Source organism: Nonomuraea glycinis, assembly GCF_014646515.1.
Classification (GTDB): Bacteria; Actinomycetota; Actinomycetes; order Streptosporangiales; family Streptosporangiaceae; genus Nonomuraea; species Nonomuraea glycinis.
Map to the genome: position 1 here is coordinate 330115 of NZ_BMNK01000003.1, position 14442 is coordinate 344556.

A 14442-nucleotide genomic window follows, 5' to 3' on the forward strand; every position below is an offset into this window, starting at 1 on the left:
CGTTACGTGGACACCCGTTGACCACCAGATTACTAGCTGCCTAACATGAATGCATCTACCTAACATGTATGTAATAACCAAGAAACCGGAGCTCAATCGGGTGATTCGCTCGTTGTCAGTCGCGATGGCCGCCCTCCTGGCGGCAGGATGCTCGACGGCGGGCCAAGATGGCGGCAGTGCGACCGGAGCCAGCGGAACCGGCCCGATCACCTTCGCCACGGGGCGCGACACCACGGCATACCTGCAACCCTTGCTGGATCGCTGGAACCAGGCCCACCCGGCCGAAAAGGTGACGCTGCTCGAACTACCCGAGGTCGCCGACGAGCAACGCGCTCAGATAGCGGCCAACCTGCAGGCCCACAGCAACCGCTACGACGTGCTCGGACTGGACGTCGTATGGACGGCGGAGTTCGCCGACAACGGCTGGATCATCCCCTTGGAGCGCGGGTTGTTCCCGCTCGACAAGTTCCTGCCGCCTGTCGTGGACACCGCTATCTATCAGGACAAACTCTGGGCGGTCCCCTATACGAGCAACGCGGGCCTGCTCTACTACCGCACCGATCTGGTGAAGAAGCCGCCGCGCACCTGGGCGGAACTTCGCCAGCAAGCCCTAGCAATCACGAAAAAGCATGACATCGAGGGTTACGCCGGGCAGTTCCTCGCCTACGAGGGCCTGACCGTCAACTTCTCCGAGGCTGTGCAGTCGGCGGGCGGGCAGATCCTCAGCCCCGACGGCTCCACGGTGACCCTCGACCCCGCCAAGGCCGCCATCGCGCTGGACTTCCTCAAGCAGGGCCTGCGCGAGAAGTGGATCCCCGAGGAGGCCTTGGACTACAAGGAGGAGGAGTCCCGCCTGGCCTTCCAGGAAGGCCGGCTCGCCTTCGCCCGCAACTGGCCGCACGCCTATGGCCCGGCCAGGGTCAGGCTCGGCGACAAGGTGGCGGTGACCAGGCTGCCCGGGCTCAACGGGCCCGGATCCAGCGCGCTGGGTGGCAGCAATCTCGCCATCAGCGCCTTCTCCAAGCACCAGCACACCGCACAGGAGTTCATCCGCTACTTCACGAGTCTGGAGAACGAGCGCCGCGTGCTCACCGAAGGGTCCTTCCCGCCGGTGTGGACCGAGCTCTACGACGATCCCGAGCTGATCGAACGCTTTCCGTACCTGCCCGTACTCAAGGAGAGCATTCTGGCCGCCAAGCCGCGTGCGGCGGGCGCCAACTACAACCAGCTCAGCCTGGTGATCGCCAGCACGGTCGCCAAGGCGCTCAAACCCCAGTCTTCCGAGTCCGCCGATGATGTGGCGGCCTCGTTGAAAGCCGAACTCGAAGAGATCATCAAAACCCAGTGAGGCAGCAATGCGAAAAGGCAGAGCAGTAGCGATCCTGGCGGGGTTGGCGGTCGCCGTCACCGCTTGTGGCGGTAACGCGCCGACGACCACCCAGCCGTCGGGAGAGGCGTCGCCCACCCAGGCGGCCGCCAAGACGCTCGAGGGCGTCTCACTCGAGGTCGCCGCCAAGTGGACCGGTGAGGAGCAGAAGAACTTCGAGCAGGTGCTCAAGGCCTTCTCCGACAAGACCGGCGCCAAGGTCACCTACGCCTCCACCGGTGAGGACACCGGCGCCTACCTCGGCCCGCGCATCCAGGGCGGCAGCCCGCCCGACGTGGCGATCCTCCCGCAGCCGGGCCTGGTCCAGCAGTACGCCGACCAGAAGGCGCTCAAGCCGCTCACCGGGGACGTCACCAAGGAGATCGACGCCAACTACACGCCGTACTGGAAGGAGCTGGGCTCCGCGGACGGCCAGGTCTACGGTGTGCTGATCAAGGCGGCGCACAAGTCGCTGGTGTGGTACCGCTCGGCGGCGTTCGAGGACGCCGGCGTGCAGCCGCCGACCACCTGGGACGAGCTGATCAAGGCCTCGCAGACCATCGCCGACTCCGGCACTCCGCCCTTCTCCTTCTGTGGCGCCTCGGGCTGGACGCTGACCGACCTGTTCGAGAACGTCTACCTCTCGACCGCGGGCCCGGAGAAGTACGACCAGCTCTCCAAGCACGAGATCCCGTGGACCGACGCCAGCGTGGCCACCGCGCTGGAGAGGATCGCGGACATCACGGGCAAGAAGGAGTTCCTCGCCGAGGGCAACAGCGGCGCGCTGCAGACCGACTTCCCGACCTGTGTGACCAAGGTCTACGGCCAGGACAAGGCCGCCATGGTCATCGAGGCCGACTTCGTGGCCGTCACCGCCGTCGAGTCGGGCGCGAAGGTCGGCGAGGAGGCCAAGTACTTCCCGTTCCCGAAGGTCGGCGACACCGCCCCCGTCGTGCTCGGCGGCGACGTCGCGGTGGCCATGAAGGACTCCCCCGGCGCCATGGCGCTGCTGCAGTTCCTGGCCTCGAAGGAAGGCGGCGAGGTCTGGGCCAAGCTGCCCGGCTACCTGTCCCCCAACAAGAACGTCTCGCCTGACAACTACCCGGACCCGCTGACCAAGGCCCTCGGCCAGACGATCATCTCCGCCGGCGACGCGGTCCGCTATGACATGTCCGACCTGGCGCCGAGCGCGTTCGGCGGCACCGACGGCAAGGGCGAGTGGAAGGTTCTGCAGGACTTCCTGCGCAAGCCGACCGACATCAAGGGCGCCCAGGAGGCGCTCGAAGCCGAGGCCAAGAAGGCCTGGAAGTAAAGAGGGTAAGGCCGTGACCGAAAGGTTGGACGGCCCGCAGGCCCCGCCCGAGGAAACCTCGGGCGGGCCCGCCTCGGGACCCGCTGATACCCCCCGTAAGCAACGACGCCTCGGCCCATCCCCGATGATGGCCGTCGCCTTCCTGCTTCCCGCCGCCCTGCTGCTGGGAATCTGGGTGGTCTATCCGATCGTCTACTCCATCTTCCGCAGCCTGTTCGACGCGCCCGGTGACGGGTTCGTCGGGCTCGGCAACTATGTGACGATCTTCACCGATGACGGCATGCTCAAGACCATCCGGAACAACCTCATCTGGGTGGTCGCCGCGCCGATCATGGTCACCGCACTGGGTCTGATCTTCGCGGTCATGACCGAGCGCATCAAGTGGGCGACCGCGTTCAAGCTGATCGTCTTCATGCCGATGGCCGTCTCCCTGATGGCCGCCGGCGTGATCTTCCGCCTCGTGTACGACGAGGACCCGGACAAGGGCGTGGCCAACGCCATCCTGACCACCGTGCACGACACGTTCTCCTCCTCCCAGGGCTACCCGGGCGCCCGGCCGCGTGAGGGCGACCAGTCCGCGGTCGCCGCGGGCGACGACGGCGCGGTCGTCACCAAGCAGCCGGCGCAGGCCGGCCAGCCGGTGCTGATCCCGATCGTCGGCGTCAAGCCGGAGTTCATGCCGGCCGCGGCTCAGCCCGCCGCCGCCGTCACGGGCGGCGACGAGCTCTCCGGCACCGTCTGGTTCGACTTCACCCCCGGCGGCGGCGGCGTGAGCGGCGCCGTGGACACCACCGAGAAGGGGCTGCCCGGCATGACCGTGGAAGCGGTCAGCAACGGCCAGGTGGCGGGCACCGCCACCACGGCCGAGGACGGCTCCTTCCGCTTCGAGGGCCTGCCCGCGGGCTCCTATGTCGTACGACTACCGCAGGCGAACTTCGAGGGCGCCTACAACGGCCTGACCTGGCTGGGCCCGACGCTCATCACACCGGCGATCATCGGTGCGTTCATCTGGGTCTGGGCCGGCTTCGCCATGGTGCTGATCGCGGCGGGGCTGGCGGCCATCCCGCGTGATTCGCTGGAGGCCGCCCGCATCGACGGCGCCACGGAATGGCAGGTGTTCAGACGCATCACCGTGCCGTTGCTCTCACCGGTGCTGCTCGTCGTCTTCGTCACGATGATCATCAATACGCTGAAGGTGTTCGACCTGGTGTTCATCATCGCGCCGGCGTCGGTCCAGCCGGAGGCGAACGTGGTCGCGCTGGAGATGTGGCGCGTGGCGTTCGGCGGCGGGAACAACCAGGGGCTCGGCAGCGCGCTGGCCATCTTCCTGCTCATTCTGGTCCTGCCCTTCATGATCATGAACATTCGCAGGTTCAGGAGGGAAGACACATGACGACCGCGACGGCCCCGGCTCCCGCGCCGACGCACGCGGGAGCGCCACAGAGAGGCCTGGTCGGCCGGATCGTCGACCGTCTGGGCGGCGGCGCCCTCCAGGTCGTGATGGTGCTGCTCGGCCTGTTCTGGCTGGTGCCCACACTCGGCCTCCTGGTGGTCTCGCTGCGCACACCGGAGGTCAACGCCGCCGAGGGCTGGTGGACGATCTTCACCAAGCCGGCCGAGATCACCTTCGAGAGCTACAGCAGCCTGCTGGCCAGTGGCTTCACCGCGTCCTTCTGGAACACGGTGGCGATCACGGTGCCGACCACCGTCCTGGTGATCGGGATCGCCGCGATGGCGGCCTACGCGTTCGCCTGGATGGACTTCAAGGGCCGCGACACGCTCTTCCTGATCGTGGTCGGGCTGCTCATCGTGCCGATCCAAATCGCGCTCATCCCGGTGGCCGTGATCTACGGAGGCGTCGGGATCTTCGGCACGATCCCGGGCGTGGTGCTGTTCCACGTCGCCTTCGGGCTGCCGTTCGCGATCTTCCTGCTCCGTAACTTCTTCGTCGGCATCCCGTCCTCGCTGCTGGAGGCGGCGCGGATGGACGGCGCGCCGGAGTGGAAGATCTTCGTTCAGATCGTGTTCCCGCTGGGCAAGCCCGCCATCGCCTCGCTGGGGATCTTCCAGTTCCTCTGGGTCTGGAACGACATGCTCATCGCTCTGGTCTTCGCCAACACCGAGAGCCAGCCGATGACCAAGGCCCTGCAGTCTCAGATGCGGCAGTTCGGCACCAACATCGACATCCTGTCGTCCGGTGCCTTCATGTCACTGATCATCCCGCTGATTCTGTTCTTCGCCTTCCAGCGCTACTTCGTCCAGGGCATGATGGCCGGCTCTGTCAAGTAGCCCCTGTGGGCGCCCGCTTCCCCCGGGGGCGCGGGCGCCCACCTTTATGATCATTCTCCCCTGTTCGGTACGCATGCCGTACCAGAGCTGACTAAGCTCACCGGCCATGACCGGTCGTCCCCTGAACGAAGTCGTCGAAGCCGGATGGGCCGAGGCTCTCGCGCCCGTGTCCGAGCGGATCTCCCAGATGGGCGAGTTCCTGCGCAAGGAAATCGCCGAAGGCAGGCAGTACCTCCCTGCGGGCGCACATGTGCTGCGCGCCTTCAACCAGCCCTTCGACGAGGTGAAGGTGCTGATCGTGGGCCAGGATCCTTATCCCACGCCGGGCCACCCGATCGGCCTGTCGTTCTCCGTCGCCGCCGACGTGCGGCCGCTGCCGGGCAGCCTGCTCAACATCTACAAGGAGATGGAGAGCGACCTCGGCCTCCCCCGGCCGGCCAACGGCGACCTCACGCCCTGGGCCGAGCAGGGCGTGCTGCTGCTCAACAGGGTGCTGACCGTGATGCCGGGCAAGCCCGCCTCACACCGCGGCAAGGGCTGGGAAGAGGTCACCGAGCAGGCCATCCGCGCCCTCGTGGCCCGCGACAAGCCGATGGTGGCGATCCTGTGGGGGCGCGACGCGCGCAACCTCGCGCCGATGCTCGGCCAGGTGCCGCGCATCGAGTCGGCCCATCCGTCGCCGCTGTCGGCCCGCAACGGCTTCTTCGGCTCCCAGCCGTTCAGTCGCGCCAATCACCTTCTCGTCCAGCAAGGCGCGGCTCCTGTGGAGTGGAAGCTGCCCTAGGCTCGTCGCCATGAGTGATGCACAGAAGTTCCTACGCCTCACGGTCGAGCTGACCGTCGAAGTGCTCGACGTTGACGCCCTCCAGGCCGCGGCACTGGCCGAGATCCGGCACCCCGATGCCGAGCTCACCGACGAGGAGCGCGCCGAGCAGGCGGAGCTGGTCTCCGCCGACGAGACCGGCGCCTCCGCGCTGCAGTGGCTGATCGAGCCCGAGCATGTGCTGCAGCTCGTCGAGCACATCGACGAGATCGAGCCGCGCGAGGCCGTGCTCGGGGTCGAGCCCTCCGATGGTCCTAGCGAAGAAGAGGAAGAGGAAGAGCACATCCACGATTGACCGGTCCGCGCGCGTTGTGGCGCCGGCCCGGTCACCCGCCGAGGCTGAGCGGGCCGGGGATGTCGGCGTCGTCACCCGACTCCCCGGGACCGGACCCTCTTGCCGTGGAGCCTCTCGCCACGGGCCCTCTGGCCGTGGAGCATCTCGCCCCGGAGGCCGGCCGTACCGGAGCTGACCTAGGCCACCCGTACCGGAGCTGAGCGAGGTCGGCCGTACACCGGAGCTGAGCGAGGTCGGCCGTACACCGGAGCTGAGCGAGGTCGGTCGGCGGGTGCTCGCTAGGATCGAAGATCTTCAGGGCCAGCTGAGTGCCGCCGGCCTCGCGCAGCCGACCGCCGATGAGCAGGAGCGGCTCGGGCAGCGGCTCCTGGCCTTGCTGGTCGGCGCGGACGGTCCGTGCCGGGAGCCTCAAGGGGGCGCATCGTGATCGTGGCATTCTCCATCACCCCGCTCGGCGTCGGCGAAGGCGTCGCCGAGCCCGTCGCCCGGGCCGTCAAGGTCGTACGTGAGAGCGGCCTGCCCAACCACACCGACGCCATGTTCACCACGATCGAGGGTGACTGGGATGAGGTGATGGGGGTGATCAAGAACGCCGTGGACGCCGTGGCCGAGGTGGCGCCCCGCGTGGGGCTGGTGCTCAAGGCCGACATGCGCTCCGGGGTCACGGACGGCATGACGAGCAAGGTCGAGTCACTGGAGCGCCACCTGAGCTGAGCGACGCCTCCTCTCTCCCATCTCCTATAACGCGATATGTCGTGAATCAAGACGCGATATGTCTTGACCGTCTGCTGAGACGCGACATATCGTTTCTTCGTCAACGCGATATTACGCGTACCGGAGGTAGGAGATGCAGAGACACCAGCGAGTGCCCGTGCTCGTCGTAGGCGGCGGTTACGCGGGGTTGAGCGCGGCGATGATGCTGGCCTGGCGCAAGGTGCCCGTCATGCTGGTCGAACGGCATGCCGGCACGGCGATCCAGCCCAAGGCGTTCGGCGTGGGGCCGCGGGCCGTCGAGCTGATGCGGCCGGTCCCCGGCCTCGAGCGGACGCTGAGCGAGATCTGGGCGGGCATCGGCGACACCATGCGCATCGCCATCGCCACCGACCTGAGCGACCCGAACCCTCAGATGATCATCAGCGATGAGAAGGAGGCGTTCGCCTTCCTCGCCGACGCGACACCCGCCGCGCAGGTCGGCGCGCCGCAGGCCGAGGTGGAGCGCGTGTTGCGCGCCAAGGCGGAGGAGCTCGGCGCCGACCTCCGCTTCTCCACCGAGCTGATCTCCCTTGAGCAGGACGGCGACGGCGTGACCGTGATGATCCGCGCCGGCGGCGAGGACACCCTTGTGCGGGCCGACTACGTGGTGGCCGCCGACGGCTTTCGAAGCCCGCTGCGCCAGGCCCTCGGCATCCCGGTCGAGGGGAAGGGTGAGCTGGGGGAGATCTGCTCGATCATGTTCGACGCCGACCTGTCCGGGCTGGTGCGCGAGCGCGAGGTCACGCTCTGGTACCTGCAGAACGACGCCTTCACCGGAGTGATCGTGACCGGCACCGGGGTGGGTGCGCATGTCCTGGGCGTCAACTACTCGCCCACGGCGGGCCAGAACGAGGACGACTTCACCCCGGAGCGCTGCGCCGAGCTGGTCCGGCTGGCCGTCGGCGTCCCGGACCTGGACGTACGGGTCCTCGACAAGACCAGTTTCGCCATGGCGCACATTCTCGCCGAGCGTTACCGCGAAGGCCGGGTGTTCCTGGCCGGCGACGCCGCCCACACCATGCCGCCGACAGGCGGGCAGGGCGGCAGCACCGCGCTCCAGGACGGCTGCGACCTGGCCTGGCGCCTCTGGCTGGTGGTCACCGGTCAGGCCGGCCCGGACTTTCTTGACACCTACGACGCCGAACGCCGCCCGATCGGCGTCCTCACGGCCGACGCCCAACTGGCGAACCTGGGACAGCGCATGCCCCCGTCCGTCCGCATCGGCTACCCGGAGCCCCTCGAAGACCCCCTGCGGGCGATGCTCGGCTGCCGCTGTCACTCCACCGCGATCATCGACGAAGCCGGCGACGACGGGTCCCTGCTGGAGGACTCCCTGAACCCGGTGGGCCGCCCGGGCAGCCGAGCCCCGCACCTGCCGCTCGACCGGGAGGGTCAGCGGATCTCCGCCATCGACCTGTACGGCTCGGAGTTCGTCCTGCTGGCAGATCGGCAGTCGTGGGCGGAGTCGGGCCGCCTGGTGGCGGAGCGGCTGGGCGTACGGCTTCGGACGATCGTGCTCGGCGCGGAGGTGGTGGACGTCGAGGGGCGCTGGCGGGAGCGCTACGGCGTCGGTGAGGGCGGCGCCGTGCTGGTCCGCCCCGACGGCTACATCGCCTGGCGCTCCCCGGCACCGGACGCCGCCCCGGCGGACACCCTGGAGAGGGTGCTGCGGCAGATCCTCAGCCGCTGACACCTGACGCTCCCGGCTGGTCAATTAAGTTCCCAAAAGAGACTTATCCGGATATATTCGCCAGATGAGCCGGCAACTGCGTGCGCAAGATGCCCAATGCTCGATCGCCCAGGCAGCCGCCGTCATCGGCGACTGGTGGAGCCTGCTCATCGTGCGCGAGGTGGCCCGCGGGCACCGGCGCTTCGAAGATCTGCTCGGGGAGCTCGGCATCTCCCGCAAGGTCCTCACCGAACGGCTGAAACACCTGGTGGAGCATGGGGTGCTGACCCGCGACCCCTATCAGACCCGGCCAGTACGCCATGAGTACGTCCTGACGGACACCGGCTGGGCGCTGGCCCCTTTGCTCATCACCATGCAGGACTGGGCGGACCGCTGGCTCCTCGGCGACGGCACCCTCACCGCCCTACCGGAAAGCCACGACACCGAGACCGCCCGCGTCCACGGCCTCCTCGGCACCCGCATCCCCACTCCCCTCCTCCTCCCGGCCACCCGCCCCTCCCCGCCGTCCACCGAGCCCGGCCACCGTGAAGCAGCTGAACTCAACCCACAGGTCCACCCCCAACCAGCCCACACCTCGCCAAACCTCCACCCCGGCGCAACACCGCGCCCGGACGGCAGGGCGCAGGTCGGTTCAGGGGTGGTCGGCGTAGCGGGGGCGGGGTGGAGCGGGGCGAGTGATGTGGTCGCCGATGCGGGAGCCACGGTGTTGTTCGGCTATCCGGCGACGGGTACGCCCGGCGCCCTGCCGCCGCATTGGGGGGACATCCCCGGCACGATGGGGTGCACTCTGGAGAACCGCCTCTTCCGTGACAGGCTGCCCGAGTTCGCCGTCGAAGGGATCGCCGTACACGGGGTGAGCACCCAACGGCCCGACGAGCAAGCCGCCTTCGCCGAGGCCGAGGGCATCACGTTCCCGCTGCTCTCCGACATGGACCTGAGGCTGGCGGCGGCACTCAGGCTGCCCACCTTCCGCGCAGGTCAAGCGATACGCCTCAAACGCCTCATTTTGGTGGTGGACCGGCTGCGCGTCGTACGCCATGTCATCTTTCCCGTGCTCGACATCCCCACGGCCATCACGCAGTCCCTGACGGCAGCCCGCGCCGTCACCCAAGGCCGCCACACGCACTGAAGGACGCAGGCAGCGATCAGCAGCTCCTTTCCTGGCCTCGCGTGCCATCGCGCATCTCCAGGCTCCGCAGGACACCGGCGCAGCCTTTCGCCTTGGCTGGAAATGGTGCACGAACGACCGTTCGCGGACGTTCCGCACCAGGCCTAATAAGCCGGGTCGCAGGTGGTGACTTCGCTGAGCTGGTTTGTCGGCGGAGTCCTCTAAGCTCCGTAGCCTGTGATCAACTATGAGGGCGAAGGCAGGTCCGGTGGCACGTCTCATCCGTGGTCTCGACAACACGGTGCTGGTGGAGTTCGGGGAGCTCGCCATCTTCTTCGAACGCAACGACGGTGACATCCTCCTGGAGAGTCCTGGCGACGGCGATCTAGCCCACATTCGCCTGGAAGCCTGGGACTCGCCACCACCTGAGCCGGACACCGCCTGGGTCCCCGTCGAGAACACCACCATCGAGGGCGGCACCGGCTTCGTGGCCGTCGGCTCGGTCGCGGAGGACGCGACCGAGCGCTTCGTCATCGGCCCACCCCACTTCCTGTACGGCCTGACCGCGCACTCCCAGCCCGCGGGGGAGCTTCCGGCGACCGGATCGGAGGAGGAGTTGGAGCAGGCGTACGAGAGCCGGGAGCCCGAGCGGTGGCTGATCAGGTTCTGGCCGATCCGGGATGCCTTCGACCCTGCCAGACACGCCCGCCCCGACCACGTCGACAGCCTGCCGACCGCAGACGCAGACCCCCAGGACTTCCCCCCGAACGCGACACCCCCGACTCCCCAGTCACAGAGCTTCCTCCCCGACCTGAAACCGCCGACCCACCAGGCAGCCTCAAGGGTTCCGGCCACCGACGTACAGGTCTTTCCTCCACACGCGAGAACCCCGGCCTCCGACCTCCAGATCCGCCCACCGACCCAGGGAGCTCCGACACCAGGCTTACCGGACCAACCGCCGGTCCAGGGAGTCTCGACACCGGGCCTACCCGACCTCCCACTGACCCAGGAGGCTCGGGCACCAGGCTTACCGGACCATCCGCCCGCCCAGGGGGGTCCGACACCGGGCCTACCCGACCTCCCACTGACCCAGGAGGCTCGGGCACCAGGCTTACCGGACCATCCGCCCGCCCAGGGGGTTTCGGCATCGGGCGTATCGGACCACCCGCCGACCCAAGGAGTTCCGGCATCAGGCTCACCTGCCCTCCCGCCGGCCCGGGGGGTTTCGGCATCGGGCGTATCCGACTTTTCGCAACATGCGAGGACCTCGGCTGCTGAGGGGCGGGACTCCTCGTCGGACATGTGGACTCCGGCCGTTCCGCCACGTGCTGCGGTGCCGGGGGGAGACGCCGTGCCTTCAGCGGGCCTCGACGGCGTAGAGCAGCGGCCTCTACCGGTCAAGGTGCCGGTCTCTGAGGCGGCGGACTGGCCGGCGGCTCGGGTCGCGCGCGAACAGGCCGTGCTGGAGGAGCAGCTCGCGGAGCAGGGGGCGACCATGGCCGATTTCTTGGCCGCCAAAGGGCTCCCTCCGGACACGCCGTTCGACCGGATGGCGAAGACGGTGCGGCAGCGGAGCCTGGGTGAGATGGCGGAGCGCGAAGGGTGGCCGGACTGGTGGAGGGCGCTGGCAAGGCGATATCCCGACCTCGGCCCGCAGTGGCGGTCGAACTCGCATGAAGCTGTGGACTGGCCTGTTGAGCGCCGCCATGAGTTGGCACGAGCTCTGGTCGCCCGCATCCGTACCTCCACGATCCTGAATCGGGACGATGCCCGTACGTTCGTCACTGACATCCGCGTCAACAAGGCCGAGCCCGGCGACACCTGCCGAGGCTGGCGCTGGGAGAGCGCTGGAGCCCCGGACCACGAGACGCTGACCGTGAACCGCCGGGTGGTGTACGAGGACGTGATGAGCGGCACGACCCTGGTCACCGGCATCGTCACCGTCCTGTGGCGTGACCAGGAGGGCCATCACGTCCGCGACGCCGAGCCGGTCGAAGCCGCTCGTCTCATCTGCGCCGAGGCAGTCTGGGCAGCCTCCACCCAAGGCCCCGCCAACCGTGAATGGCGCACCCCCTCCACGACCACCCACCTCCCGGCCACACCTCACCCCCCGCAAACCGCCCAACCACCCGTCGAAGATGGATCCCCTGTCCCGAGACAGCCCTCCCCCACAGCCCAGCACCCCGTAACGAGGCAACCCCCGACCACAGCCCAACACCCCGTGGCAGGGCAGCCCCCCACCACCGGCGAGCGCCCATCACCGCACGGCCCTCCGCCACAGACGGGCACCCCGCCGCAGACGGGCACCCCGCCGCAGACGGGCACCCCGTCACAGGCGGGCACCCCGCCGCAGGCAGGCCCTCCGCCGCAGGCGGGCACCCCGTCACAGCAGAACTCCCCGTCACCAGCGCCAAGCGCCCCGCCCGAAAGCAGTCCCCAGGCCACCGGCCAGCGTCCCGTCACGGGGCAGCCTCCCGCCGCCGGCGGGCGACCGGTCACGGAGCAATTCCCGCTACCGGCGAGCTTTCCGTCGCAGGGCGACCGCCAGGCGAACGTCCAGTAGCCGGGTGGCCTCATTGGGCCGGCCCAGTTCAACGGGCGGGCCTATGCGGCGAGGGCCGGTGATGGGTGGCAGTCGATGGAGGCCAGGGAAGCTCGACTCGTTTCCGGGAGCCAGTCGTTGAGGCCGTCTGGGAAGTCCGGGGGTGGGGCGACTTTGAGGCAGGTGGTCTGGTCGGTGCCGTCTGCGGGGGCGACCTTGAGGCGGGTGGTGACGCCGGGGCGGCCTGGCTCGGGGGAGCCGGTTTCGCAGGGGGTGAGGCGGACGGTGAAGGGCGTTGGGTCGTGGTCGCCGGGCGGGGAGGGCTCTATCCGCAGGTGGTCGTCGATGGTGCGCTGCCTGGCGTCAGGGTGCGCGGTGACGAAGGCCAACTGGTCGGCGACCAGGCGGTGGGCGACCAGGCGCAGCAGGCCGGTGGCGCACTCGCGGTGGGTGCAGGCCGCGCCGTCCAGGGTGATCTCGGGCAGGGCGAAGCGCCGGAGTCCTCGCGAGGTGACGCTCAGGCCATCCCAGGCGTCTGGCTCAGCTGCGCGAGGGCCCCAGCCCGGCTCCGGTCCTTGAGAGTCCCGGTCCCGCCCCAACCCACGGGAGTCAAGGTCCAACCCCAACCCACGGGGGTCAAGGTCCGACCCCAACCCACGGGGGTCAAGGTCCAACCCCAACCCACGGGGGTCAGGGTCCGACCCCAACCCACGGGAGTCCCGGCGCGGCTGCAGCCCTTGGGGGTTCCAGGCTGGCTCTGATGTGTCGGTGCTTTGGGGTGGGGTGTTGGCCCAAGGGGGTGGAGGGGGGTAGGGGAGGGTGTCTTGGGAGTGGATGGACCAGCTCAGCCAGTTGTCGCCCAGATCGAAGTCCACCGGCTCCCCCTCCGCCCTTTCGCAGGCGGGCACGGCCGTGCTGCTCAGGGGGTCGATCAGCAGGCCGTCGTACTCGCGGGCCAGGGCGCGGGCCGTCGCGCGGGCGAGCTGCAGGCTGCCGGGCAGCTCGTGCGGTGCGGCCGTCGTCGAGATGACAAGGTGCTGCCCGGAGCGGCGCGGCAGGCGCCGCTCGGCAGGCGTGAGGCTGGTCCAGCCGGGTCTCCATGGTGTCGGATGGTGGGTGACCAGCAGCGCCGGGCTGCCGATCGCTCTTATGGCAGCCCTTCTGTGGGATGCGCCCACCCGCCATGGCACGGCTGTGACGTCGAACGGGATCCGCTCGGCGACGACGACGAACAGGGACGTCAACGCGTAGGGCAGCGAAAGGACGATCTTCATAAGAGCCTCCGGCGTTCGATGAGGCACTCAGGATCGGCAATGCCCGGTCAGCGGCGTGGCGCCGAACGGCGTTCTGTGGATGACGAGAGGTTGTCCACAGCCAACCGGAGGGACGGTCAGCGTGCCCACATGGGGCCGAGGTACGCGCCGCCGGTCGCGTCGAGCACGTTGCCGGTGATCCAGCGAGCGTCGTCCGAGGCGAGGAAGGCGACCGCGTCGGCGATGTCGGCCGGCCGGCCGATCCTGCCGAGCGCGGTCAGATCCGTCAGGACGGCACGGAGCTCCGGGCTGCGCAGAGTGTCGTTGACCTCGGTGTCGGTGCTGCCGGGGCGCACCGTGTTCACCGTGATGCCGCGTCCGCCGAGCGCGTTCGCCAGCGTCCGGCTCATGACCTCCAGCGCGCCCTTGGTCATCGCGTACGCGATCTGACTGGGCAGGGCGATCCGGGTGGCGAGCGAGGAGATGTTGACGATGCGCCCGCCGTCGGGCATCAACGGCAGCGTCGCCTGGACGAGGAACAGCGGCGCCTTCACATTGATCGCGAAGACCTCGTCGAACCGCTCGGACGTCAGCTGGTCGACCGACCCGGCCGACCACACCGTCTCCAGGTTCCCGCAGGCCGCGTTGTTGACCAGGATGTCCAGCGGCCGCCCGCGCAGGCCGGCGGTCAGGCCGGTGAGCAACGTCCCCACGTCACCGTCCGTGCCGAACTCCGCCTGGACGGGGAAGGCTTCGCCACCGGCCTGTTCGATCGCGGCCACCGTCTCCTTGGCCGCGTCGGCGTGCCGGCTGTAGTGCACCGCCACCAGCGCGCCGTCCGTGGCCAGTCGCTGGGCGATGGCTCGGCCCATTCCCCGTGAGGCGCCGGTCACCAGCGCGGTCTTGCCCTTGAGGTCCGCCCTGCTCTTGAGGTCTGTCATGCCCTTGAGGTCCGTCATGTCGGTCTCCCGTCAGTGATGAGGCGATGACCACGAGGCTGGCGGGGACCGC

At 68.8% G+C, this 14442-nt stretch carries 14 protein-coding genes; 12 read left to right on the top strand and 2 right to left on the bottom strand.

Annotated features, from left to right (window positions below; genetic code table 11):
- Positions 1–112: 112 nt before the first annotated feature.
- The 6 genes from IEY87_RS11090 to IEY87_RS11115 all read left to right on the top strand — a co-directional run bounded on the left by IEY87_RS11090 (position 113) and on the right by IEY87_RS11115 (position 6085).
- The gene (locus IEY87_RS11090) at positions 113–1348 is read left to right on the top strand and encodes an ABC transporter substrate-binding protein (protein WP_225276928.1); all 1236 of its coding nucleotides are present in this window, start codon (positions 113–115) and stop codon (positions 1346–1348) included.
- A gap of 7 nt (positions 1349–1355) precedes the next feature.
- Positions 1356–2678, top strand: coding sequence for an ABC transporter substrate-binding protein (locus IEY87_RS11095; RefSeq protein ID WP_189138468.1), 1323 nt, complete (start codon positions 1356–1358; stop codon positions 2676–2678).
- 13 nt (positions 2679–2691) lie between these two features.
- On the top strand, positions 2692–4071 hold the full coding sequence (locus tag IEY87_RS11100; protein ID WP_189138469.1) for an ABC transporter permease subunit: 1380 nt from the start codon (positions 2692–2694) through the stop codon (positions 4069–4071).
- A complete protein-coding gene (locus tag IEY87_RS11105; protein ID WP_189138470.1) occupies positions 4068–4967 on the top strand; it encodes a carbohydrate ABC transporter permease in 900 nt (299 codons plus the stop codon). Before IEY87_RS11100 ends, IEY87_RS11105 begins: the two co-directional genes overlap by 4 nt.
- A gap of 106 nt (positions 4968–5073) precedes the next feature.
- Positions 5074–5751 carry a uracil-DNA glycosylase gene (locus tag IEY87_RS11110; protein WP_189138471.1) on the top strand — a complete coding sequence of 226 codons (678 nt, stop codon included), beginning with the start codon at positions 5074–5076 and terminating at the stop codon, positions 5749–5751.
- 10 nt (positions 5752–5761) lie between these two features.
- Positions 5762–6085 carry a hypothetical protein gene (locus IEY87_RS11115; protein ID WP_189138472.1) on the top strand — a complete coding sequence of 108 codons (324 nt, stop codon included), beginning with the start codon at positions 5762–5764 and terminating at the stop codon, positions 6083–6085.
- Positions 6086–6116: 31 nt separating this feature from the next.
- On the opposite strand, the gene IEY87_RS11120 is transcribed toward IEY87_RS11115, so the two are convergent.
- Positions 6117–6497, bottom strand: coding sequence for a hypothetical protein (locus IEY87_RS11120; protein WP_189138473.1), 381 nt, complete (start codon positions 6495–6497; stop codon positions 6117–6119).
- Positions 6498–6508: 11 nt separating this feature from the next.
- On the opposite strand from IEY87_RS11120, the gene IEY87_RS11125 reads away from it, so the two are divergent.
- From IEY87_RS11125 to IEY87_RS47140, 6 genes are all read left to right on the top strand, one after another.
- Positions 6509–6799 (top strand): MTH1187 family thiamine-binding protein, encoded by a 291-nt coding sequence (locus tag IEY87_RS11125; RefSeq protein ID WP_189138474.1) that lies wholly within the window; start codon positions 6509–6511, stop codon positions 6797–6799.
- Positions 6800–6932: 133 nt separating this feature from the next.
- Positions 6933–8528, top strand: a complete 1596-nt coding sequence (locus IEY87_RS11130; RefSeq protein WP_189138475.1) for an FAD-dependent monooxygenase — start codon at positions 6933–6935, stop codon at positions 8526–8528.
- Between the two features lie 64 nt (positions 8529–8592).
- Positions 8593–9657 carry a winged helix-turn-helix transcriptional regulator gene (locus IEY87_RS45610; protein WP_225276929.1) on the top strand — a complete coding sequence of 355 codons (1065 nt, stop codon included), beginning with the start codon at positions 8593–8595 and terminating at the stop codon, positions 9655–9657.
- A 1330-nt stretch (positions 9658–10987) separates the two neighbouring features.
- Positions 10988–12199 (top strand): hypothetical protein, encoded by a 1212-nt coding sequence (locus tag IEY87_RS11145; protein ID WP_189138476.1) that lies wholly within the window; start codon positions 10988–10990, stop codon positions 12197–12199.
- Positions 12200–12624: 425 nt separating this feature from the next.
- Complete coding sequence (locus tag IEY87_RS47135) at positions 12625–12939, top strand: DUF1720 domain-containing protein (protein ID WP_225276993.1); 315 nt, start codon at positions 12625–12627, stop codon at positions 12937–12939.
- A 73-nt stretch (positions 12940–13012) separates the two neighbouring features.
- Positions 13013–13429 (top strand): hypothetical protein, encoded by a 417-nt coding sequence (locus IEY87_RS47140; protein ID WP_189138479.1) that lies wholly within the window; start codon positions 13013–13015, stop codon positions 13427–13429.
- A 139-nt stretch (positions 13430–13568) separates the two neighbouring features.
- Here the strand turns inward: IEY87_RS47140 and IEY87_RS11165 are convergent, their stop codons facing one another.
- Complete coding sequence (locus IEY87_RS11165) at positions 13569–14390, bottom strand: SDR family oxidoreductase (RefSeq protein WP_225276930.1); 822 nt, start codon at positions 14388–14390, stop codon at positions 13569–13571.
- Positions 14391–14442 lie beyond the last annotated feature (52 nt).